The following is a 22,737-nucleotide window of genomic DNA, read 5'->3' on the forward strand; positions in this document are numbered from 1 at the left end:
GGATGCGCGAAGGGTTCCATGCCGGACCGGGGGCGTGCGCGGTCGCGCCGGTCGTCGTCGCCGCCGCGCTGGCCCACATCGGTCCGGCCGCGACCTGGCTGCCGGGGCTGCGCCGACGCCGGTTCCCGGGCCTGGCCGGACAGGGACGCCCCTGCCACATCGCCCTCACCTTCGACGACGGCCCCGATCCGGCGTCCACACCGCACTTCCTCGACGTACTGGACGCGCTCGGCGTACGCGCCACGTTCTTCGTCCTGGGCGAGAACGTCGTACGCCACCCGGAGACGGCCCTCGAACTGGCCCGGCGGGGGCACGAACTCGCCGTCCACGGCTGGTCGCACGACCGTCCGTGGCTGCCGTCGCCGGCGCGGGACGCGCGCGAGCTGCTGCGTGCCGTCCACGCGGTGGGCGAGGTCGCCGGGCGCGTCCCGCGCTGGTACCGCCCGCCCTACGGCATCCTCACCTCCGGACGCTGGACCGCCGCCCGCCGGGCCCGGGTGCGGCCGGTGCTGTGGACGACGTGGGGCAAGGACTGGCGGCAGGACGCCACGCCCGCCTCGGTACGGGCGGCCGTCGCGGCGGACCTGCGAGGGGGCGGCACGATCCTGCTCCACGACACCGACCACGTCTCCGCCCCGGGCAGCTGGCGGGCCGCCCTCGGCGCCCTGCCCGGCATCGTGCGCGACTGCCGCGAGGCGGGGTGGACGGTGGGGCCGCTGAGCGAGCACGGAGTGATCGGGGCGGAGGAGCGGGGCGGTGGGGGGAGCGAGCGCGGGCTCGGGCAGGAACGCGGTGAACGGGCGGGGCAGGGGGTCAGGTGAGGTGCGGTGCGGTGAACGGGCCGGGGGGACGGGCGGGGCGGGAGTGTTCTCGCGGGGGAGGGACGCGCTCCACGGGGCGTCCGGTCGGCGTACGTTCCGGTGGCGTCGGGAGCGTCACCGTTTCGGTCACCGGCGCCGGGATAGCCGTAGCGCCATGAAGGACGGCGACGATCAGCGCGCGGCGGCCCCGGACCCGTCGTGTCCTCCCTGGGCCCTGCGCGAGTACGCGGTGCTCGCCGACGGCGAGCGGGGGGCGGTCCTGGACCCCCGGGGCCGGATCGTGTGGCTGTGCGCCCCGCGGTGGCACGACGACGCGGTGTTCTCGGCGCTCATCGGCGGGGCCGGACACTTCAACGTGGAGCCGGCCGACCCCTGGCACGTCTGGGGCGGCTCCTACGAGGAGGGCACGCTGATCCGGGTGAGCCGGTGGGTGACCTCCGAGTGCGTCATCGAATGCCGTGAGGCGCTCGCCCTGCCGGCCCGCACCGACCGGCTCGTGCTGTTGCGCCGGATGCGCGTGGAGCGGGGCGAGGCACGGCTGTGCCTGGATCTGGACCCGAGGCCCGGCTTCGGGAACGGCCGGATGCGCGACCCCCGGCAGGAACACGGAGTGTGGACGGCCGAGGCGGAAGGGCTGCGGATGCGGCTGGCCGGGGCGCCGGAGGCGGTCTGGCGGGCCGGCGGTGGGCTGTGCGGCGAGTTCCGGCTGCGCGAGGGCGAGACCCACGACCTGGTGCTGGAACTGGCCGAGGGACAGGAGACCGGACCGCTCGACGCCGACGCGCTGTGGCGGTCCACGGAACGCGAATGGCGGCGGGCCGTCCCGGACTGCTCGCGGCTGGCCGCGCCACGCGACGCCCGGCACGCGTACGCCGTACTGCGCGGGCTGACCAGCGTCTCCGGCGGCATGGTGGCCGCCGCGACCACGTCGCTGCCGGAGCGGGCCAACAGCGGGCGCAACTACGACTACCGCTACGCGTGGCTCCGCGACCAGTGCTACGCCGGTCTCGCGGTCGCCGCGCACGGCCCGCACCCGCTGGTCGACGACGCCGTACGCTTCGTCGCCGAGCGCATCCTCGAGGACGGCGACAAGGTCCGCCCCGCCTACACGGTCGACGGGCAACCGGTCGGCGGGGAACGCTCGCTGCGGCTTCCCGGCTATCCCGGCGGCACCGACCACGTCGGCAACGACGCGGGCGCCCAGTTCCAGCTGGACACCTTCGGCGAGGCGCTGCAGCTCTTCGCCGCGGCCGCCGCGCACGACCGGCTGACCGAGGACGCGGAACGTGCCGCCGCCGTCGCGGTGGACGTCGTGGAGCGGCAGTGGCTGAAGCCGGAAGCCGGGCTGTGGGAGCTGGAGAACCGGTGGTGGACCCACTCGCGGCTGAGCGTGGTCTGCGGTCTGCGGCGGATGGCGGAGGTGCTGCCCGGCGCGGCGGGACAGCGCTGCGCCGCGCTCGCCGACACCGTGCTGCGGGAGACCCGGCGCCGGTGCCTGGACGCCGACGGCCGCTGGCGGCGGGCCGCCGACGACGACGGGCCCGAGGCCGCGCTGCTGGTGCCGATGGCCCGCGGCTGCGCGTTCGGGGACGACGACGGTGCGGCCACCCGCGCGTACATCGAGTCCCGGCTGGCCGAGGACGGGTACCTGTACCGCTTCGAACACCCCGGAGAGCCGCTCGGTGACGCCGAGGGGGCCTTCCTGCTCTGCGGCTTCACGATGGCGCTCGCCACGCACCGGGTCGGCGACCGGACCGGCGCGTTCCGCTGGTTCGAGCGCACCCGGGCGGCCTGCGGACCGCCCGGGCTGTTCGCCGAGGAGTACGACGTGCGCCAGCGGCAGCTGCGCGGCAATCTCCCGCAGGCCTTCGTGCACGCGATGATGCTGGAGTGCGCGGTCCGCCTGGCCGGCGAGTCGGCACTGCCCTGACCCCTCGGGCACCCGCCCCGGCCGATCCGTGCGGGGCGACCGTCCCGAGGACCCCGCGTCGGGCCGCCGCCGCCCGGGCTCCGGCCGGGCCCCGGCAGCAGCCGGGAGGCAGCCGGCCGAGCCGAACCCGTCGCCTCCGCCTTTGTCACGCGCGCGGGGGTCCCGGCAGCCGACCGCCGCCCCACATCCACAGCCACCCCCAGCCACGCCCCTGCCCAGGCGGTCGCCTCGGCCGGGTCCGTCAGGCAGCCAGCCGTCCCGGCCGGGCCCGTCACGCGGCCGCCCCCAGCCAGGCCCGTCAGGTCGCCGCCCCTAGCCAGGCCCGTCACGCAGCCGCCCCAGCCAGCCCGCCAGGTCGCCGCCCCCTGCCAGGCCCGTCACGCAGCCGCCCCAGCCAAACCCCGGTGGATCGGCGCCGCCCCGCCCGTCAGTGGCACGCCCGTGCCGCCGCGTCGGGAGGCGACGATCTCCGCCGCGATGGAGAGGGCGGTCTCCTCGGGTGTCCGGGCGCCGAGGTCCAGGCCGATCGGTGAGCGGAGCCGGGACAGCTCGCGCTCGGTCAGGCCCGCCTCGCGCAGCCGTCGGTCGCGGTCCTCGTGGGTGCGGCGCGAGCCCATCGCGCCGACGAACGCGACCGGCATCCGCAGGGCCTCCGTCAGCAGCGGTACGTCGAACCTGGCGTCGTGCGTGAGTACGCACAGCACCGTGCGCCCGTCGGTCGGCGTGCTCCGCAGGTAGCGGTGCGGCCAGTCGACCACGACCTCGTCGGCCTCGGGGAAGCGGGCCGGCGTGGCGAAGACGGGCCGGGCGTCGCACACGGTCACGTGGTGGCCGAGGAACTTGCCGGCCCGCACCAGTGCCGCCGCGAAGTCCACCGCGCCGAAGACGATCATGCGGGGCGGCGGCACGCTCGACTCGACGAGCAGCGTGAGCCCGCCGGGGCAGTGCGAACCGTCCTCCGAGACGCCGACCGTGCCGGTGCGGCCGGCGTCCAAGAGGGCCCCGGCCTCGGCCACCGCCGTGCGGTCCAGGTCCGGGTGACCGCCGAGACCGCCCTCGTGCGAGCCGTCGGGGTGGACGAGCAGGGCCCGACCGAGGAGTTCGGGCGGGCCCTCGACGACCCGGGCGAGGGCCGCGGTACCGCCCCCGGCGGCGGCCGACAGCGCCGCCCGGAACACCTCTCGCGAGGGCGAGTCCACGCCGACCGGCGTGACCATCACGTCGATCACCCCGCCGCAGGTCAGCCCGACCGCGAAGGCGTCCTCGTCGCTGTAGCCGAACCGTTCGCGCACCGTCTCGCCGCTCCGGAGGGCGTCGGAGCACAGCTCGTACACCGCGCCCTCCACGCAGCCGCCGGAGACCGAGCCGATCACCGTGCCCTCGCTGTCGACGGCGAGGGCGGCGCCGGGCCCGCGCGGTGCGCTGCCGCCGACGGAGACGACGGTGGCGACGGCGAACTCCCGGCCCTCGGCGAGCCAGCGGTTCAGCTGGTCGGCGATGTCAAGCATCCACCGCTCCCCCAGCCGGGGTCAGTACGCGGTCGGGCCGGATCGGCAGGTTCCGCTGGCGTACGCCGGTCGCGTGCCAGACGGCGTTGGCGACGGCGGCCGCGGCGCCCACGATGCCGATCTCGCCGACGCCCTTGATGCCGACCGGGTCGTCCGGGTCGGGGTCGTCCACCCAGTCCGCCTCGATGTCCGTGATGTCGGCGTGCGTGGCGACGTGGTAGCCGGCGAGGTCGGGGCCGTAGAGGCCGCCGCTCGCCCGGTCCCGGACCGCCTCCTCGTGCAGGGCCATGGAGATGCCCCAGACCATGCCGCCGACGAGCTGGTTGCGGGCGGTGAGCGGGTTGACGATGCGGCCCGCCGCGAAGATGCCGAGCATGCGGCGCACCCGCACCTCGCCGGTGGCGGTGTCCACGGCGACCTCGGCGAACTGCGCCCCGAAGGAGTGCCGTTCCTTCTGCGCGAGGGCGCCGAGGGCCTCGGTGCTGTCGGACCGTACGGTGATGCCCTCGGGCGGGATGTTCGTGCCCAGCGCGAGCCGCTCCCGCAGTTCGCCGGCCGCGATGGTGATCGCCCAGGCCCAGGAGCGGGTGCCCATCGAGCCGCCCGCGATCATCGCCGGTCCGAAGTCGCTGTCCCCGATGCGGACCCTGACCCGCTCGGGCGTGACCTCCAGCGCGTCGGCGGCGACCAGCGTCAGCGCGGTGCGGGCGCCGGTGCCGATGTCGGCGGCGGAGATCCGCACGGTGAAGGTGCCGTCCGCCTCCGCGGTCACGAGGGCCGTGGAGGGGGCGGCGCCCGCTCCGAAGGAGGCGGCTGCCGTTCCGGTGCCCAGCAGCCAGCGCCCCTCGCGGCGCACGCCGGGGCGCGGGTCGCGCTCGGCCCAGCCGAAGCGGCGGGCTCCCTCGTCGAAGCAGGCGGCCAGGTTGCGGCTGCTGAACGGCAGCCCGGAGACCGGGCCGGCCTCCGGTTCGTTGCGCAGGCGCAGGTCGATCGGGTCGACGCCGCAGCGTTCGGCGAGTTCGTCGAGCGCCGACTCGATCGCGAAGGACCCCGGCGCCTCACCCGGCGCGCGCATGAACGTCGGGGACGGCACGTCGAGCCGTACGACGTGGTTGGCCGTGCGGTGGGCGTCGGCGTCGTACATCACCCTGGCCACACCGGCGCCGGGTTCGACGAACTCGTAGACGGTCGACGTCTGGTTGAGTGAACGGTGCTCCAGGGCGCGCAGCCGCCCGCCGGCGTCGGCGCCGAGCCGGACGCGCTGGGCGGTGGGGCTGCGGTAACCGGCCAGCGAGAACATCTGGCGCCTCGTCATGACCACCCGGACCGGCCGCTGCAGGACGGTCGCGGCCATCACGGCGGACACCTGGTGGGCGCGCAGGCCCTTGCTGCCGAAGCCGCCGCCGATGTGTTCGGAGCGCACCCGCACCGAGGACTCGTCGAGCGAGAACATCTTCGCCAGTTCGCCCTGGACCCAGGTGGTGCCCTGGTTGGAGTCGACGACCTCCAGCCGGCCGCCGTCCCAGAGGGCGGTGGCCGCGTGCGGCTCCATCATGCTGTGGTGCTCTTCGGGGGTGGTGTACTCCTCGTCCACCACGAAGGCGGACGCGGCGAGGCCGGCCGCCAGATCGCCCTTCTCCGTCTCGGCGGGCATGTGTCCGTCGCCCGGATAGGCGTCGGGGTGGTCGGCGGTGAACGTGATGTCGTGCGGTTCCGCGTCGTACGTGACGACGAGGGCCTCGGCCGCCTCCCTCGCCTGCTCGGGCGTACCGGCGACGACGAGGGCGACCGGCCAGCCCGCGTGCGGCACCCGGTCGTTCTGGAAGACGGCGGCGGTCGGGTCCGGCGGGATGCCCAGCATGCCCACGTAGTCGGTGTCGACGCGTGGGGCGTTGCCGTGGTGGAGGACGGCGAGCACGCCGGGCATGCCGAGGACGGCGTCGGTGTCGATCTCGCGGATGCGGCCGCGGGCGACGGTGGACAGCACCAGCCAGCCGTGCGCGAGGTCGGCGAAGGGGATCTCGCCGGCGTAGCGGGCCGCTCCGGTGACCTTGTCGCGGCCCTCCACGCGCGTGTGCGCGGTGCCGACGACGCCCTTCGCCGTCGTACGACCGGTGGTGGCGGTGGTCATCGGGCGGCCTCCTCGACGAGTTCGGTCAGGACGGCCACCACGAGGTTGCGCATGAGGGTCACCTTGTATCCGTTGTCGGGCAGCGGCCTGGCGGCCGCGAGTTCGGCGTCCGCGGCGGCGGCGAAGGTCTCCCCGTCGGCCGGTCGGCCGATCAGCACGTCCTCGGCCGCGCGGGCCCGCCAGGGCCGGGAGGCGACCGCGCCGAAGGCCAGCCGCGCGTCGCGTACGACGCCGTCCTCGACGTCGAGCGCGGCGGCGACCGAGCCGATCGCGAAGGCGTACGAGGCACGCTCGCGCACCTTGCGGTAGCGGGAGCGGGCGGCGACCGGGGCGGGCGGCAGGGTGATGCCGGTGATCAGCGCGCCGGGCGGGAGGGCGGTCTCGCGGTGCGGCGTGTCGCCCACGGGGAGATAGAAGTCGGCGAGCGGCAACTCGCCCGGTCCGTCGGCGGTTTCGTAGGTGACGGCGGCGTCGAAGGCCGTCAGGGCGACGCCCATGTCCGAGGGGTGCACGGCCACGCAGTGGTCGGAGGCGCCCAGGATGGCGTGGTTGTGGTGCTCGCCCGTGATCGCGGGGCAACCGCTGCCGGGGACGCGCTTGTTGCACGGCTTGCTCACGTCGGTGAAGTAGCCGCAGCGGTTGCGCTGGAGCAGGTTGCCGCCGACGGTGGCCATGTTGCGCAGCTGCCCGGAGGCGCCGGCCAGTACCGCCTGGGTCAATGCCGGGTAGGAGCGTCGCACCTCGGAGTGGGCGGCGAGATCGCTGTTGGTGACGGTCGCGCCGATGCGCAGGCCCCCGTCGGCGGTCGACTCGATGCCGTCCAGGGGGAGTTCGCGGACGTCGACGAGCCGGGCGGGGCGTTCGACGCCGGTCTTCATCAGGTCGACGAGGTTGGTGCCGCCGCCGAGGAACCGGGCGTCCGGGTCGGCGGCGAGCAGCGCCACCGCACCGGAGACGTCGTCGGCGCGCTCGTAACCGAACTCCCTCATGCCGCCGCCTCCTTCGCGGTCCCGCCCTGGTTCGCGTCGCCCTCGGAAGCCGCCGCTCCGTCGGCCTCGGCCGCGCGGGCGACCGCCTGGACGATGGAGACGTAGGCGCCGCAGCGACACAGGTTCCCGCTCATCCGTTCGCGGATCTCCTCCGGTGTCAGGGGTGGCGGTCCGGCCTCGGGCCGTACGTCCTCGGTGGCGGCGCTGGGCCAGCCGGCCGCGTGTTCCTCGATGACGGCGACGGCCGAGCAGATCTGGCCGGGCGTGCAGTACCCGCACTGGTAGCCGTCGAGGTCGAGGAAGGCCTGCTGCACCGGATGCAGCCGGTCGCCCTCGGCCATGCCCTCGATGGTGGTGATCTCGCGCCCCTCGGCGGCGACGGCGAGGTTGAGGCAGGAGACGGCGCGGCGCCCGTCGACCAGGACGGTGCAGGCACCGCACTGCCCCTGGTCGCAGCCCTTCTTGGTACCGGTGAGGTCGAGGCGCTCGCGCAGGGCGTCGAGGAGGGTGGTGCGGTGGTCGACGGTCAGCTGGTGCTTCTCGCCGTTGATGTTCAGGACGACGGCGCTGGACGTCGACGAGGGCGCTGGGGCCATGGGCAGCCTTCTTTGGTGTCTGGTGACAGTGGTGTCTGGTGACAACTGGTGTCTGGTGACAGTTGATGTCGGGTGACAGTGAAAATGGGCTGTAGGCAGTGGGGTCGAGCGCGGTCGGGGCCGCCGACCGTGTCCGCCGCTAGAGTGGGCACCAACCGGACAACTGTCCGCTCACTGAAAAACGTAACGGACAGTTGTCCGCTTAGCAAGAACGGGATTCGGCCACGAACCCGGAAGGAGCACGAGTGCCCCAGCCGAAGAGAGACAGGCCGGACACTCCCCTGCGTTCGGACGCCCAGCGCAACCGCGAGCGGATCCTGAAAGTGGCCACGGAGGAACTGACGCGCCGCGCGGACGCCCCGTTGAGCGGCATCGCCAAGAAGGCGGGCGTCGGACAGGGCACCTTCTACCGCAACTTCCCGCACCGCGAAGCGCTCGTCCTGGAGGTCTACCGCTACGAGATGCAGCAGGTGGCGGATGCCGCGCCCGAGTTGCTGGCCACGCGGGAACCCGAGCGGGCCCTGCGTGAGTGGATGGACCGCCTCGCCCGGTTCGCCATGACCAAGGCCGGTCTGGCGGACGCGATCCGGCTGGTCACCAGCGCGCCCGGCGGACCGGAGAAGCCGCGCCCCACCCCCGTCATGGACGCGGCCCAGCTCCTGCTCCGCGCCAACGAGGAGGCCGGCACCATCCGGCCCGGGATCTCCGCGGACGACTTCTTCCTCGTCATCGGCGGTCTCTGGCTGATCGATCCCGGCGAGGACTGGCAGCCGCGGGCCACCCGGTTCCTGGACTTCGTCATGGACGCGCTGCGGGCGGGAGCGCCAGGCCGGTGACCGCGCCTCGGAAGCGGTAGCGGCGTTCGGGGCGGCCCGCCACCCCGTAGCGCAGGGAGACCTCCGCGCTGCCGACGGTGTGGAAGTACTCCAGGTAGCGGCGGGCGCTGACCCGGGAGACGCCGGTCAGGGCCGCGCACTCGCTGGCGGACAGGGTGCCGTCGGCCTCACGCAGAGTGCGTTCGACCAGCTCGGCGGTCTCCACGCTCATGCCCTTGGGCAGTGCCGGGACCGGCGCGGCCGGCGCCGCTCCCGCCAGTACGCGGTCGACGTCGGCCTGGCTGCGCACCACTGTGCCGAGGAGCCGGCCCCGCTGGACGGCGTAGCGCTCCAGCCGGACCCGCAGGTCCTCGAAGTCGAACGGTTTGAGCAGGTAGTCGACCACGCCGTGCCGGACGGCGCCACGCACCGCGTCGGCCTCCCGGGCCGCGCTGATGACCATGACGTCGCAGTCGTGCCCGGCGGCGCGCAGCCGTGGGATGACGTCGAGGCCGAAGACGTCCGGCAGGTACAGGTCGAGCAGGACGAGGTCGGGGCGCAGTTCCCCGACGGCGGCGAGCGCCTGCTCCCCGGTACCGGCGACCCCGACGACCCGGAACGGCTCGACGCGTTCCACGAAGGCGCGGTGGACCCGGGCCACCATGAAGTCGTCGTCGACCACGAGCACGCCGATCGCGGCGCCGACGGCACGGGCCGTCGCCCCGGCCGCCCCCGTCGTGGAGGTCGCCCCGGCCACCCCCGTCGTGGCGGTCGTCGCGGTCGTGTCGGCCGGGCCGCTCGTACCCGTCATGGTGCTGCTCCTTCCGCCACCGCGTCGGTGAGGTGGCTGACGGTCATGCGTGCGGTGAACATGGCCCCCTCGGGGGTGTTGGTCACCGAGATCTCACCGCCGTGACGCTCGCAGACCAGCCTGGTCAGCGCCAGGCCGATGCCGCGCTCGCCCTGCCGGGCGGCCTTGGTGGTGAAGCCGTGGGAGAAGACCTCGCGGGCCAGTTCCGGCGCCACGCCGGGTCCGGAGTCGCGGACCACGATCTCGACGCTGGAGGCATCCTGCCTCAGCTCGACCTCCACCCAGGCGTCGTGGTCGCCGTCGGGCGCCGCGGCGGCGTCCATGGCGTTGTCGACGAGGTTGCCGACCACGGTCGCCACGTCCGCGGCGTCCTCCGGGGCGAGCCGGTCCAGCGCCGTCAGGTCGGATACCCGTAGGGCGACCCTGCGCTCGGCCGCCAGGGAGGACTTCGCCGTCAGCAGCGCGGCGACGGCGGTGTCGCGGACCCGGCGGCTGAGGGTGACGTCCAGGGACTGGCGGCGCTGGTTGAGCGCGCGGATGTAGCGGACGACCTCGTCCTGCTCGCCGATCTGGATGAGTCCGGAGATGGTGTGCAGTTGGTTGGCGAACTCGTGGGCCTGGGCGCGCAGCAGCTCGGAGGTGCTGCGGAAGGCGCCGATCTCCCGTTCCAGGCGGGCCAGTTCGGTGCGGTCGCGCAGGGTGGTGACCGAGCCGAACGGGCGGCCGTCCTTGGTGACGGTCATGCGGTTCATCACCAGGACCCGGCCGTGGCGGACCACGACCTCGTCACGCGGCTCGGCCTCGTCCGGCGCGGCCCCGGCCAGGACGTCGCGCAGCCGTCCGTCGATGCCGAGGCCGTCCAGGCTCTGGCCCACGCAGTCGGCGGGCAGGTCGAGCAGGCGCCGGCCCATCTCGTTGACCAGGGTGAGCCGGTGCTGCGGATCGAGGGCGACCACGCCTTCGGCGATGCCGTACAGCATGGCCTCCCGGTGCTCGGCGAGCCCGGCGATCTCGCGCGGCTCCAGGCCGAGGGTCTGCCGTTTGACGCGCCGGGCGAGGAGCCAGGAGCCGGCCACGCCGAGGCCGCTGGCGATGCCGAGGTAGGCGAGGAGGTAGGACGAGGCGCCGCTGAGGCGCTGCCACACCGTCGGGTCGGCCTCGCCGACCATCACCGTGCCGAGGTGCCGGCCGAGGGTCTCGCGGGTGGCGCCGAGCACCGGGACCTGGGCGACGAGCTCACGGCTGCCCTGCACCGTCAGCGGGCCCGACCAGCCGCGTCCCCCGGCGGCGCCCTCGCCGCGCGGCAGTCGGCCGCCGATCAGCGTGGGGTCGGTGGAGCTGACGACGCGGCCGTCGGCGTCGGCCACCGTGACCGAGGTGACCCCGGACTGGGTCTGGGTGGAGTTCACCAGCGGGGCGAGGGCCTCCTGCGGCACGGGGCGCAGGAGCTGGCTGCGAACCAGGGGCGTGGCGGCCAGCTGCTCGGCCAGGGCGGTGACCCGGCGGCCCTCGACGCGGTTGAAGGTGGCCTTGGACTGGGCGAGCGAGACGGCCGCGACCGCGAGCAGCACCACCACGACGATGGCGAGCTGGAGGACCAGCATCTCGCCCGCGAGGGTCTGACGGCGGAAGGTGGGGGCCACGGCTGAACTCGATCTCGGCTGACGGGGGCGGGCGGGTGTGCCGGGTCGCCATCATGGCGCCCACCTGTGGCGAAGGAAAGAGATGTGCTGTCTTCGCAATGAACCGGGGATGCGTCGGCGACATACCGGTGATCCACCGGGCGGACGGGCGGCGACCGCAAAGACCACAACCTCCCTTGGTTCCGCAAGGAAGACAGGCCGCCGGTGCGCAGGCACCATGTGGCCCACGTCACCCTCCCCCACAGGGGATCACCCCTTACCACTTTGGGGATCACCCCTTACCACTTACCGCTCTACCCAATCGACAGGTGGTGTCATACGTGCGCCTGCGCACCCCCCTTGCCCTGCTCGGGGCCGCCGTGCTCGTGCTCGCGGGACCGCCGTTGCTCTCCACGGGCAGCGACGCCGAGACCGGCACACAGATCCCCGGCCTGCGCTTCATGGTTCCCAACACGCCGGGCGGCGGCTACGACATCACCGCCCGCACGGCCGCGAAGAACGCCGAGGACGCCGGGCTCACGCACAACATCGAGGTGTTCAACCTGCCCGGCGCGGGCGGCACCGTAGGCCTGAGCCGGCTGGTGAGCGAACACGGCAACGGCAAGCTCGCCATGTCCATGGGCCTCGGTGTGGTGGGCGCCGCCCGTTCCAACCACGCGCCCAAGACCCTCGCCGACACCACGCCGATCGCGCGCCTCACCGAGGAGCAGGACGTCGTCGTGGTCGGCAAGGACTCGCCGTACAAGACGATCGACGAACTGATCACCGCCTGGAAGAAGGACCCGGGCAAGATCCCCGTCGGCGGCGGTTCGTCGCCGGGCGGGCCCGACCATCTCGCGCCGATGCTGATGGCGCAGGCCGCCGGGATCTCCCCCAAGTCGGTCAACTACATCCCCTTCGACGGCGGCGGCGAGCTGCTCGCCTCGATCCTCGGCAACAAGGTCGGGTTCGGGGTCTCCGGTGTCGGCGAGTACCTGGACCAGATCAAGGCGGGCGAGCTGCGGGTGCTGGCGGTGACCGGCCCCGAGCGGGTCGACGACCTGAAGGACGCGCCGACGCTGAAGGAGTCCGGCTACGACGTGGACTTCACCAACTGGCGCGGCATCGTCGCCCCGCCCGGCCTGTCGGAGGCGGAGCGGAACAAGCTGACCCGCCTGTTCGAGAAGCTGCACGACTCTCCGGAATGGAAGAAGTCCCTGGACCAGAACGGCTGGGACGACGCCTTCCTCACCGGTGACAAGTTCGGCGCGTTCCTGGAGGCCCAGGACAAGCGCGTGGTGTCGGTACTGAAGGAGCTAGGACTGTGACGACGCGGACCGACTCCTCCCCGGCGCCCGACCCGACCCCGGCCCCGTCCCCGGCGGCCCAGCGGCGCTCGTGGCTGCGCGACCACTCCGAACTGGGCGTGTGCGTCCTCCTGCTGGCGCTCGGTGTGCTCGTCCTGACCGACGCGCTCACCATGGACGTCGACATCACCCAGCGCGGGCCGGTGGGCCCCAAGACCGTCCCGATCGTGGTCGGCATCGGGCTGCTGGTGATCGCCGCGCTGCTCGCCGTCGACGTCCTGCGCGGCGGCCGGGGCGAGGCGGAGGGCGGCGAGGACATCGACCTGTCCGAACCGGCCGACTGGCGCACGGTGCTGCTGCTCTCCGGGATCTTCCTCGGCGCGGCCGTACTCATCGAGCCGGTCGGCTTCCCGGTCGCCGGGGCGCTGCTCTTCTGGGGTGCCGCCTTCGCCCTCGGCAGCCGCCGCCTGGACCGCGATCCGCTGATCGCCGCGGTGCTGTCCCTGATCACCTACATCGTCTTCGACAAGCTGCTCGGAGTGCCACTGCCCGGCGGTCCGCTGATGGGAGTGCTCTGACATGAACGCCCTGAACTCCCTGATGGACGGCTTCGGTACGGCCCTGACGCCGCTGAACCTCCTGTGGGCCGCCCTCGGTGTGCTGCTGGGCACGGCCATCGGCGTCCTGCCCGGCATCGGCCCCGCGATGGCGGTGGCACTGCTGTTGCCGGTGACGTACGGACTCGACCCCGTCGCCGCGTTCATCATGTTCGCCGGCATCTACTACGGCGCGATGTTCGGCGGTTCGACCACCTCGATCCTGCTCAACACCCCCGGCGAGAGCGCCGCCGTGGTCGCGGCCATGGAGGGCAACCCCATGGCCAAGTCGGGGCGCGGCGCCCAGGCGCTGGCGGCCGCCGCCATCGGTCACTTCGCGGGCGGCATGATCGGCACGATCCTGCTGGTGGCGCTGGCGCCGACGGTCGCGGACCTGGCGGTGGACATCGGCGCGCCGGACTACTTCGCCATCATGGTGCTGGCGTTCATCGCCGTGACCTCGGTACTCGGTTCGTCGCGCATCAGAGGTCTGGCCTCCCTGCTGATCGGCCTGACGATCGGTCTGGTGGGCCTCGACCAGATGACGGGGCAGCAGCGGCTGACCTTCGGTTCGCTGCAACTCGCGGACGGCGTCGACGTGGTGATCGTCGCGGTCGGCCTGTTCGCGATCGGCGAGGCGCTGTGGGTGGCGGCCCACCTGCGGCGCGCGGCGACCGAGCCGATCCCGGTGGGCCTTCCCTGGCTCGGCCGTGGCGATGTGAAGCGGACCTGGAAGTCCTGGCTGCGCGGCCCGTTCATCGGCTTCCCGTTCGGCGCCATCCCGGCGGGCGGCGCGGAGATCCCCACGTTCCTGTCGTACGTCACGGAGAAGCGCCTGTCCAAGAACAAGGACGAGTGGGGCAAGGGCGCCATCGAGGGCGTGGCCGGCCCGGAGTCGGCGGCGTCGGCCTCGGCGGCGGGCACGCTGGTGTCCATGCTGACCCTGGGCCTGCCGACGACGGCGGTCGCGGCGGTCATGCTGGCCGCCTTCCAGCAGTATGGCATCCAGCCCGGCCCGCTGCTCTTCGAACGCGAACCCGAGCTGGTGTGGGGCCTGATCGCCTCCCTCTTCGTCGGCATGGTGCTGCTGCTCGCGCTCAACCTGCCGCTGGCCCCGGTGTGGGCCAAGCTGCTGCGCATCCCGCGGCCCTACCTCTACGCGGGGATCATGTTCTTCGCGGCGGTCGGCGCGTACGCGGTGGGCGGCGAGGTCGTCGACCTGGTGATCCTGCTGATCATCGGCCTGGTCGGCTTCGGCATGCGGCGCTACGGCCTGCCGATCCTGCCGGCCGTCATCGGCGTCATCCTCGGCCCGAACGCCGAACAGCAGTTGCGCCGCGCCCTGCAGATCAGCGACGGCAGCGTGACGGGCCTGGTCAACACGCCGTTCGCGGTGACGGTCTACTTGGTGATCGCGCTGCTGCTGGCGTGGCCACTGCTGAAGCGGCTGGTGGTCCGGGGACGGACACGGTCCGACGCCTGATCCTCAGCCCAGGAAGCTCAGCCGGACCTGGCGGTCGGGGTTGCCCTTGTCGGGGTTGTCCTTGTCGGGGTTGTCCTTGTCGGGGTTGTCCTTGATGGTGTCCGCGAACCACCGTCAGGGCAACCCCAGGCCAACCACATACTGCGCGCACACCGGGCCGGTGTCGCGCATGACGCGGCAGGTCAGGGCGGGAAACGGAGAACGTGCCCCTGGCCGCTCCTGCGAACCGGCGAAAAGGATCACCCTTAGCCGGCCGCCCGATGCGCCGTCTCAGGCTCGACGGACCAGCGCACGCACGCTGATCACGAGCCCGAGCAGGCACCAGGCCGACAGCACGGCCAGATCGGTCCAGTCCACACCGCCGCCGCCCGACACCAGCCCGGAACGGAGCAGGTCACCCGCGGGCCGGAACGGGAGCACGTCGTGGACCGCCCTGAGCCAGCCGGGCAGCTGGCTCTCCGGGAAGGTGATCGGCGAGAACAGCATGACGAAGAAGACCAGTACCTGGCTGGCGAGTTGGGCCAGCAGTGGCGGCAGGAGCACAGCGAGCGCGTAGCCGACCGACGTGGCCATCACCGCGGTCAGGACGGACGCCGCGATCAGGACAGGCCAGTCGAAGCCGTAGGTCAGGTCGTAGCGCAGCCACGCCACGAAGACGGAGACGGGGATGCCGGGCAGCGCGACCACCAGCCAGACCGTCAGGTCGGCCAGCAGGTGGAGCGGACGGGGCACCGGCAGCGCCCGCAGATAGGTGAAGGTGCCGCTGGTGCGTGCTTGCGCCACACCCTGGGGGACCATCACGAGGCCGATGACCATGAGCAGCACGGTGGGCGTGCCCGTGGACAGGAAAACGGCCGCAGGAGTGTTGATGTCGCTGATGAGGAACCCGAAGCCGACGATGATGCCGGCGGCGAGCACTGCCTGGACGATGATGATCAGCGGCAGCATCGCGCCGATCTGGGCCATGTTCCAGCGCAGCAGGTTCTCGTAGGTCGTCCACAGGCCGGTGCGCGGCGGAACGGCGCGAGGAACCCGCGTGCGGGGCGTCAACGCGGTTGCCTCAGACATGGGTTGCTTCCTCCGTGGTGACGGCCGCGCCCGGGATGGCTCCGGTGGTGGCGGCGAGGTAGACGTCTTCGAGGGTGGCGGGGGCCAGCGAGTACTCCTCGATGAGCCGGCTCGAACGAAGCCTTGTGGCCCAGGAGACGGCTGCCTCGGCATCACCTGGGCCAATGGTCAGCAGCACCCGGCGGCCGAGGCGGACACGGCGGGTGACCGCCATCGGCACGGCGGCCGGGGCGTCGGACGGGTCCCCGCCGCCGGGGTTCAGCGAGAGCTCGAGTCGCAGGTCGTTGTCGCCGGCCCCCCGCAGGCCGCTGGGCGAACCGGCGGCCACGACCTTGCCGTGGTCGAGCACGACCAACTCGTCCACCACCCGTTCGGCCTCCACCACGTTGTGGGTGACGAGCAGGACCCCCGCGCCGTCGTCACCGATGCGGCGGACGGTGTCCCACAGGCGCCGCCTGCGGCCCGCGTCCACGTCGTTGGTGGGCTCGTCGAGGATGACCAGGGGCACGGGCGCGACGGCGGCCATGGCGAACGCGGTCAGACGGCGCACGCCGCCGGACAGACCGCGGCCGTCCGGCAGGGCACGCCGGTCGAGCCACTCGTGGATGTCCAGTTCGTCGGCGAGCGTGCGCGCGGCGGCCGCGGCGGCCGCACGGGACATGCCGCGCAGCCGCCCGGCGATCTCGATGGCGCCCCAGGGCGTCAGACCGTCTATCGGGGCCTGGGTCTGGGCCTGGAGTGCGACGCAGCGGCGGGCCGTGGCCGGGTCCGCGACCGCGTCCGTACCGGCCACCCGGATCGATCCGCTGTCGGGCTTGAGCAGGCCCACGATCTGTGAGACCAGCGTGGTCTTGCCGGCGCCGTTGTGCCCCAGCAGTCCGACCACCTCGCCTGCCCTGACCCGCAGGTCGATCCCGTCGTTCGCGACGACCGGGCCGAACCTCCTCGTCAGGCCCCGGATCTCCAACACCGCGTCAGTCATGCCTGATCCTCCGTCATCGGGGGCCCGCCCCGCTCACCGTGATACCGTCGGTATTCAGATTCGCTCGGTATCTGAATCCCATTGGTATCGCGATGCTGCTGGTACGTCAACTACGATGTGGGCATGAACCAGCGCGCCTTGACGACCACGCCCCGGGTACGGCGGAGCCGTACCGAGCAGAAGAGGGAGACCCGTGACGCGCTGACGATGGCGGCGCTGGACACCTTCGCGCGCGACGGCTACCACGGAGCGAGTCTGGAGGGGATCGCCAACGAGGCGGGGTTCTCCAAGGGCGCGGTCTACTCGAACTTCGGAGGCAAGGCCGAACTGTTCCTGGCGGTGATGGACCACAACCTGGAAGCGCTTCGCGGCGAGGACTGGGACCCGTTCGCGACGCCCGAGGGGTCGGGCCCCACGGCGTCCCCGCCGGACGAGGACGCCGGCCGGGCCGAGGAGGCGGCGGAGATGGTCCGCGGCTTCGGACTCGCCATGCTGGAGTTCATCGCGACCGCCGCCCGCGACGACAAGCTCATCGACCTCCTCCGCGCACGCGTCCAGGTTCTCCTCCAGGCCTACGGACGGGTCGCCACCGCGGGCCGGCCGGACGGCGAGCACCTCCCGTCCGACGATGTCGCACAGCTCATGACCGCCCTCGACCAGGGAGTGTCGGTGCTCGCGCTCAGCGGTATCGCCTCGGTCGACGGCGCGCTGCTGCGCACCGGCCTGCGCCGGCTCGTGGACCCGGCGAACGCCGCCAACGATCCGTCGCCGGCCCGGGACGGCCACGCCTCGCATCAGCCGGACGTCGAGTGGGTGCGCCGACTCACCCAGGACACGCCCGACGCCTGAGCACGCGGCCCTGACCCGCGTCCGGTGAGCGGCTGAGCCGCATCACCGCCGGTTTCCGTCGGCCGGGTCATCCAGCCACGGACGCGGCGGCGGTGAGCACGCTCTCCCGCCGGCGTTCAGGGGACGACGTCGCCGACTTCACGCGCCATGGCCGCCGCACTCCGAACAGGCATGTGCCGCATCCGTCACAGGGACGCTCGATCGCACAGCGATCCTGGTCAGCCGAGGAAGCCCTGGTCAGCCGAGGAAGCTCAGACGAATTTGACGGTCGGCATTGTCCCTGTTGGTGTCCACCAGGCACACCGACTGCCAGGTTCCGAGTTCCAGGCGTCCGCCGATCACCGGCAGGGTCGCGTGCGGGGGCACGAAGGCCGGCAGGACGTGGTCGCGGCCGTGGCCGGGGCTGCCGTGGCGGTGCTGCCAGCGGTCGTCGGCGGGGAGCAGGGTGTGCAGCGCGGCCAGCAGGTCGTCGTCGCTGCCCGCACCCGTCTCGATGACCGCGATCCCGGCCGTGGCGTGCGGGACGAAGACGTTGAGGAGGCCGTCGCGGCCGGCCGCCGCCTCGCGCAGGAAGGACTCGCAGTCACCGGTGATGTCGGCGACCCGCTCCGCCGAGCCGGTCGCGAGGTTCAGGATTCGGGTGCTGAAGGCATCTGGCATGCCTCCCATCCTGACGTACGCGGCGGGCCGGGCGCGGGAACGTCGGGCTCGTGATCACCCTGGCGCGGACTGGGGGAAGATCGAGGCCCTCCGCTCCGTTGGTAGAAACGTGAACAACACACGCGAGGGCGAGGTCGTCGTCATCGGTGCCGGTCAGGCGGGGCTCGCCGCCGCCCATCACCTGCGGCGCACCGGGTTCGAGCCGGAACGCGACTTCGTGGTGGTCGACCACTCCCCCGCGCCGGGCGGCGCCTGGCAGTTCCGCTGGCCGTCGCTGACGTACGGCAAGGTGCACGGCATGCACGCGCTGCCGGGTATGGAGCTGATCGGCGCGGACCCGGCGCGGCCGTCCGCCGAGGTGGTCGGTGAATACTTCGCGGCGTACGAGCGCGCCTTCGACCTGCGGGTACGGCGGCCCGTCGACGTCCGCGCGGTGCGCGAGGGGACGGGTGGGCGGCTGCTCGTCGAGACGTCGGCCGGAACCTGGTCGACGCGGGCGCTGATCAACGCGACCGGCACCTGGGACCGGCCCTTCTGGCCGCGTTACCCGGGCCAGGAGACCTTCCGGGGACGGCAACTGCACACGGCGCGGTACGCCGGTCCCGAGGAGTTCGCCGGGCAGCGCGTGGTCGTGGTGGGCGGGGGCGCCTCGGGGACGCAGCACCTGCTGGAGATCGTCCCGCTCGCCGCGGCCACCACGTGGGTGACCAGGCGGCCTCCCGTCTTTCGCGAGGGGCCCTTCGACGAGGAGGCGGGCCGGGCCGCGGTGGCGCTGGTGGAGGAGCGGGTGCGGCAGGGGCTGCCGCCGAAGAGCGTGGTGTCGGTGACCGGGCTGCCGCTGAACGACGCGATCCGGGCGGGGCTGGAGTCGGGAGTGCTGGACCGGCAGCCCATGTTCGACCGGATCACGCCCGAGAGGGTCGAGTGGAGCGACGGGCGGCGGGTGGCCGCGGACGTCATTCTGTGGGCGACCGGTTTCCGGCCCGCCATCGAGCATCTGAGGCCGCTGCGGCTGCGGGAGGCCGGCGGCGGTATCCGGGTCGAGGGGACGCGCGCGGTCGCCGACCCGCGGATCCACCTCGTCGGCTACGGTCCCTCGGCCAGCACCATCGGCGCCAACCGGGCCGGACGCGCGGCCGTACGGGACATCAGGCGGCTGCTGGCCGAACAGGCGCCGGTCGCCGCGTGACGCCCCGCCCGGTCAGGTGGCCTCGGCCTCCTTCGACGCGCTCTCCTGGATGCGGTTGAACTCGGCGACGTTGCGCTGGTGTTCGGCGTAGTCGGCGGTGAAGCGGGTGTCGCCCGGCTTGACCGTGACGAAGTACAGCCAGTCGCCGGGGGTCGGATTGATCGCGGCACTCATCGCCTCGTCGCCGGGGTTGTCGATGGGGGTGGGCGGCAGCCCCATGCGCTGGTACGAGTTGTAGGGACTGTCGATCTTGGTGTCCTTGGTGCTGGTCTCCAGGGTGGAACGGCCCAGGGCGTAGTTGATGGTGGAGTCCATCTGCAGCGGCATACCGCGTTCCAGCCGGTTGAAGACCACCCGGGCCACCTTGCCCATGTCCTCCTCGTCGGAGGCCTCCGCCTGCACGATGCTGGCGATGGTGACCGCCTGGTAGACGTTCAGCGCGTTGCGCTGGGCGCCGGCGGCGATCGGCGCGCCGGTGAACTTCTTGTTCGCCGTGTCGACCATGGCCGTCAGCAGTTTTTCCGGCGTCGGGTTCTCGCCGAGCGGGTAGGTCGCCGGGAAGAGATAGCCCTCGGGGTTGCCCTCGGCGTCGTTCGGCAGCTTGAGATTGGCCTTGGCCAGAGACTTCTTGGTGGTGCCGGGGGGCAGGGCGAGGGTCTTGTCGACGGCCTCGTAGACCTGGGTCGCGCGCCAGCCCTCGGGGATCACCAGGGACGTGGGGCGGGACTCGCCCTCTTCGTCCGTCGTCAGCAGCGGCACCGCCACGGCGGTACCGGCCACGACGGCGCCGGTCACGATCAGGGCGATGCGGCCCCGGCGCGTCAGTCGGATCGTTCTCCTGGTGCCTCTCGTGCTCCGTCGCGGAGTGTTCGTCTGCATGCGGGCACGGTAACCCCCATTCGCACGCAAACCCGGCATATCGTCATCTTGTCGGCTCCAGTCGGGCGTCCCGGCGGACCAGCGCCGCATAGCGCCCGTCCCGCTCCAGCAGCTCCTCGTGCCTGCCCTGTTCGGCCAGGCGCCCGGAGTCGAGGACCACGATCCGGTCGGCGTCCCGGACGGTGGACAGGCGGTGCGCGATGGTGATCGTGGTGCGGTTGGCGGACAGGGCGTCGATGGCGTCCTGCACGGCGGCCTCGGTACGGGTGTCCAGTGCGCTGGTCGCCTCGTCCAGGACGAGGACGGGCGGGTCGCGCAGGATGGTGCGGGCGATGGCCAGGCGCTGCTTCTCTCCGCCGGAGAAACGGTGTCCGCGCTCGCCGACCACCGTGTCGTAGCCGTCGGGCAGGGCGGCGATGTGCTCGTGGATCTGGGACGCCCGCGCCGCCGCCTCCAGTTCCGCGTCGGTGGCGTCCGGCTTGGCGAAGCGCAGGTTCTCGGCGACCGAGGCGTGGAAGAGGTACGTCTCCTGGGAGACGACTCCGACGGCGCGGGCGAGGGTGTCGAAGTCGAGGTCGCGCACGTCGACCCCGTCGAGGGTGACCCGGCCGTCGGTCACGTCGTACAGCCGCGGCACCAGGTGGCCCAGCGTGGACTTGCCGGCGCCGGTCGGTCCGACGACGGCGAGGCTGCTGCCGGCGGGGACGGTGATGTCGATGCCGTCGAGGATCGGGCCGCTCTTTCCGTCGTAGCGGAACTCGACGTCCTCGAAACGGACCTCGCCCTTGATGCGGTCGAGGTGGACGGCGCCGTCCCGCTCGGTGATGTCGATCGGCAGGTCGAGGTACTCGAAGATGCGCTGGAAGAGCGCGAGCGACGCCTGGATCTGGACACCGGTCGACAGCAGGCTCACGGCCGGGCGGAACAGTCCCTGCTGGAGCGAGACGAAGGCGACGATCGTGCCGAGGGAGACGTCCGGGCCACCGAGTTGCAGGGCGATGCCCGCGGTCCAGTAGATGACGGCCGGCATGGCCGCCATGACGATCGTGATGACGGCCATCCGCCAGCGGCCCGCCATGTTCGACTTCACTTCGAGGTCGACCAGGCCCTCGGACTCGTCGGAGAAGGCGCGGGTGAGCGAGTCGGAGCGGCCCATCGTGCGGCCGAGCAGGATGCCGCTGACGGAGAGCGACTCGGTGACCGTGGCGGCCATCGCCGCCATCTGCTTCTGCCGTTGGGTGGTGATCTTCCTGCGTTCCCTGCCGACGCGGCGGCTGATCCACACGAAGACCGGGAGCAGGAGCAGCGAGACGACGGTCAGGCGCCAGTCGAGGACGACCATCGCGGCGATCGTGGCGACCACGCTGGTGAGGTTGGAGACCAGGGAGGTCGCCGTGGAGGTGACGGTGGCCTGCATGCCGCCGATGTCGTTGGCGATGCGGGACTGGACCTCGCCGGTGCGGGTGCGGGTGAAGAAGGCGAGGGACATCCGCTGGAGGCGGCCGTAGACGGCGGTGCGCAGGTCGTGCATGACGCGCTGGCCGACGGTCGTGGAGATCAGCGTCTGCAGCACGCCGAAGACGCTGGTGAGGACGGCGCCGAGGATCATGCCGAGGGCGAGCAGGCTCAGCAGGCCGGTGCGCCCCTCGGGGATCGCGACGTCGAGGATCTCCTTCAGCAGGAAGGGGGTGGCGACGGAGACGAGCGACGCGGCACCGACGAGCAGTCCGACGATCGCGAGGCGGCCGCGGTAGGGCCGGAAGAGTCGCAGGATACGGCGCACCTGCCGCGGTTGTTCCTTCTCGTCGACGGGTGCGGTCCAGGCGGTTTCGTGGTCGGGATGCATGGGCTCCTACGGGGGGGTGGGCCGGGTGGAGGCCGGCGACGACTGCGGGTGGCGAACCACCCTCGCAGAGCGCCGGCGACCTTTCGGATCGTAGCTCATTGTTACCTATACTCACAATGAACGTCATCCTGATATTGTTCCCGTATGACCGCCCCCGATCCCGACGGCCTGCTCGCCGAGCAGTTGCTGCGGCTCACCCGCCGGGTGCACCGCATCCAGAAGCGCCACCTCGAGCACCGCGACCTCGGCATCACGCCGGCCCAGTCCCGGCTGCTGCGCACCCTGGCGCACTACGGCTCGCCGCCCCGCATGGCCGATCTGGCCGAGCGCCTGGAGGTCGTGCCCCGGGCGGTGACGACGCTGGTCGACGGACTGGAGGCGGCAGGGAAGGTACGCCGGGCCCCGGACCCGGCCAATCGCCGGGTGATCCGGATCGAGCTCACCGCAGACGGGCGAACGGCCCTGCGCGAACTGCACAGCGCGCGCCGGTCCGCGGCGGAGGAGATCCTCGCCCCGCTGACGGACGAGCAGCGCGCGGTGCTCGGCGGGCTGTTGGACACGCTGATCGACGGGCCCTGTCCCGGGCCGGGCCGTCGGGCGGAGTAGCCGGGAGTCGCGCCCTCAGGCCTTGAGGTGCGGGCCCTCAGGCCTTGAG

Annotated in this window: 20 protein-coding genes; 9 read left to right on the top strand and 11 right to left on the bottom strand. The window is 72.7% G+C overall.

Annotated features, from left to right (window positions below):
- Positions 1 to 2: 2 nt before the first annotated feature.
- The gene (locus ACFCZF_RS06200; protein WP_376670656.1) at positions 3 to 821 is read left to right on the top strand and encodes a polysaccharide deacetylase family protein; all 819 of its coding nucleotides are present in this window, start codon (positions 3 to 5) and stop codon (positions 819 to 821) included.
- 154 nt (positions 822 to 975) lie between these two features.
- Positions 976 to 2,751, top strand: coding sequence for a glycoside hydrolase family 15 protein (locus ACFCZF_RS06205; protein ID WP_376670657.1), 1,776 nt, complete (start codon positions 976 to 978; stop codon positions 2,749 to 2,751).
- A 377-nt stretch (positions 2,752 to 3,128) separates the two neighbouring features.
- On the opposite strand, the gene ACFCZF_RS06210 is transcribed toward ACFCZF_RS06205, so the two are convergent.
- From ACFCZF_RS06210 to ACFCZF_RS06225, 4 genes are read right to left on the bottom strand one after another with little or no spacing between them, the layout of a single operon-like run.
- Entirely contained in the window at positions 3,129 to 4,259 is a 1,131-nt protein-coding gene (locus tag ACFCZF_RS06210; RefSeq protein WP_376670658.1) for an XdhC family protein, read from the bottom strand.
- Positions 4,252 to 6,390, bottom strand: a complete 2,139-nt coding sequence (locus ACFCZF_RS06215) for a xanthine dehydrogenase family protein molybdopterin-binding subunit (protein WP_376670659.1) — start codon at positions 6,388 to 6,390, stop codon at positions 4,252 to 4,254. The genes ACFCZF_RS06210 and ACFCZF_RS06215 overlap by 8 nt, the downstream gene beginning before the upstream one ends.
- A complete protein-coding gene (locus ACFCZF_RS06220) occupies positions 6,387 to 7,379 on the bottom strand; it encodes an FAD binding domain-containing protein (protein ID WP_376670660.1) in 993 nt (330 codons plus the stop codon). Before ACFCZF_RS06220 ends, ACFCZF_RS06215 begins: the two co-directional genes overlap by 4 nt.
- A complete protein-coding gene (locus ACFCZF_RS06225; RefSeq protein WP_376670661.1) occupies positions 7,376 to 7,975 on the bottom strand; it encodes a 2Fe-2S iron-sulfur cluster-binding protein in 600 nt (199 codons plus the stop codon). The genes ACFCZF_RS06220 and ACFCZF_RS06225 overlap by 4 nt, the downstream gene beginning before the upstream one ends.
- A 245-nt stretch (positions 7,976 to 8,220) precedes the next feature.
- Between ACFCZF_RS06225 and ACFCZF_RS06230 the strand changes: the two genes are divergently transcribed.
- Complete coding sequence (locus tag ACFCZF_RS06230) at positions 8,221 to 8,811, top strand: TetR/AcrR family transcriptional regulator (protein ID WP_376670662.1); 591 nt, start codon at positions 8,221 to 8,223, stop codon at positions 8,809 to 8,811.
- Here ACFCZF_RS06230 and ACFCZF_RS06235 read toward each other — a convergent pair.
- On the bottom strand, positions 8,774 to 9,601 hold the full coding sequence (locus tag ACFCZF_RS06235; protein ID WP_376670663.1) for a response regulator: 828 nt from the start codon (positions 9,599 to 9,601) through the stop codon (positions 8,774 to 8,776). The two genes, ACFCZF_RS06230 and ACFCZF_RS06235, sit on opposite strands and share 38 nt — an antisense overlap.
- Entirely contained in the window at positions 9,598 to 11,244 is a 1,647-nt protein-coding gene (locus ACFCZF_RS06240; RefSeq protein ID WP_376670664.1) for an ATP-binding protein, read from the bottom strand. The genes ACFCZF_RS06235 and ACFCZF_RS06240 overlap by 4 nt, the downstream gene beginning before the upstream one ends.
- A gap of 320 nt (positions 11,245 to 11,564) precedes the next feature.
- Here ACFCZF_RS06240 and ACFCZF_RS06245 point away from each other — a divergent pair, with 320 nt between their 5' ends.
- Genes ACFCZF_RS06245 through ACFCZF_RS06255 form a run of 3 tightly spaced genes read left to right on the top strand, consistent with a single transcriptional unit; the run spans position 11,565 to position 14,609 of the window.
- The gene (locus ACFCZF_RS06245; protein WP_376670665.1) at positions 11,565 to 12,551 is read left to right on the top strand and encodes a Bug family tripartite tricarboxylate transporter substrate binding protein; all 987 of its coding nucleotides are present in this window, start codon (positions 11,565 to 11,567) and stop codon (positions 12,549 to 12,551) included.
- The gene (locus tag ACFCZF_RS06250) at positions 12,548 to 13,108 is read left to right on the top strand and encodes a tripartite tricarboxylate transporter TctB family protein (protein ID WP_376670666.1); all 561 of its coding nucleotides are present in this window, start codon (positions 12,548 to 12,550) and stop codon (positions 13,106 to 13,108) included. The genes ACFCZF_RS06245 and ACFCZF_RS06250 overlap by 4 nt, the downstream gene beginning before the upstream one ends.
- Before the next feature lies 1 nt (position 13,109).
- Entirely contained in the window at positions 13,110 to 14,609 is a 1,500-nt protein-coding gene (locus tag ACFCZF_RS06255) for a tripartite tricarboxylate transporter permease (protein ID WP_376670667.1), read from the top strand.
- 270 nt (positions 14,610 to 14,879) lie between these two features.
- Here ACFCZF_RS06255 and ACFCZF_RS06260 read toward each other — a convergent pair whose 3' ends face one another.
- Positions 14,880 to 15,677: an ABC transporter permease gene (locus tag ACFCZF_RS06260; protein WP_376670668.1), complete on the bottom strand. Its 798-nt coding sequence runs from the start codon at positions 15,675 to 15,677 to the stop codon at positions 14,880 to 14,882.
- Positions 15,670 to 16,659 carry an ABC transporter ATP-binding protein gene (locus ACFCZF_RS06265; RefSeq protein WP_376670669.1) on the bottom strand — a complete coding sequence of 330 codons (990 nt, stop codon included), beginning with the start codon at positions 16,657 to 16,659 and terminating at the stop codon, positions 15,670 to 15,672. Before ACFCZF_RS06265 ends, ACFCZF_RS06260 begins: the two co-directional genes overlap by 8 nt.
- Before the next feature lie 123 nt (positions 16,660 to 16,782).
- On the opposite strand from ACFCZF_RS06265, the gene ACFCZF_RS06270 reads away from it, so the two are divergent.
- Positions 16,783 to 17,508 (top strand): TetR/AcrR family transcriptional regulator, encoded by a 726-nt coding sequence (locus ACFCZF_RS06270; protein ID WP_376670670.1) that lies wholly within the window; start codon positions 16,783 to 16,785, stop codon positions 17,506 to 17,508.
- A 237-nt stretch (positions 17,509 to 17,745) separates the two neighbouring features.
- Here the strand turns inward: ACFCZF_RS06270 and ACFCZF_RS06275 are convergent, their stop codons facing one another.
- Positions 17,746 to 18,168 carry a YjbQ family protein gene (locus ACFCZF_RS06275; RefSeq protein ID WP_376670671.1) on the bottom strand — a complete coding sequence of 141 codons (423 nt, stop codon included), beginning with the start codon at positions 18,166 to 18,168 and terminating at the stop codon, positions 17,746 to 17,748.
- Between the two features lie 109 nt (positions 18,169 to 18,277).
- Here ACFCZF_RS06275 and ACFCZF_RS06280 point away from each other — a divergent pair, with 109 nt between their 5' ends.
- Positions 18,278 to 19,357: an NAD(P)-binding domain-containing protein gene (locus tag ACFCZF_RS06280; RefSeq protein WP_376670672.1), complete on the top strand. Its 1,080-nt coding sequence runs from the start codon at positions 18,278 to 18,280 to the stop codon at positions 19,355 to 19,357.
- 12 nt (positions 19,358 to 19,369) lie between these two features.
- On the opposite strand, the gene mltG is transcribed toward ACFCZF_RS06280, so the two are convergent.
- Positions 19,370 to 20,236 carry an endolytic transglycosylase MltG gene (gene mltG / locus ACFCZF_RS06285; RefSeq protein WP_376670673.1) on the bottom strand — a complete coding sequence of 289 codons (867 nt, stop codon included), beginning with the start codon at positions 20,234 to 20,236 and terminating at the stop codon, positions 19,370 to 19,372.
- 43 nt (positions 20,237 to 20,279) lie between these two features.
- Positions 20,280 to 22,082, bottom strand: coding sequence for an ABC transporter ATP-binding protein (locus ACFCZF_RS06290; protein WP_376670674.1), 1,803 nt, complete (start codon positions 22,080 to 22,082; stop codon positions 20,280 to 20,282).
- A 144-nt stretch (positions 22,083 to 22,226) separates the two neighbouring features.
- Between ACFCZF_RS06290 and ACFCZF_RS06295 the strand changes: the two genes are divergently transcribed.
- Entirely contained in the window at positions 22,227 to 22,688 is a 462-nt protein-coding gene (locus ACFCZF_RS06295; protein WP_376670675.1) for a MarR family winged helix-turn-helix transcriptional regulator, read from the top strand.
- Positions 22,689 to 22,737: the final 49 nt, after the last annotated feature.

Origin of the sequence: Streptomyces sp. NPDC056296 (genome assembly GCF_042268605.1) — a bacterium.
GTDB lineage: Bacteria > Actinomycetota > Actinomycetes > Streptomycetales > Streptomycetaceae > Streptomyces.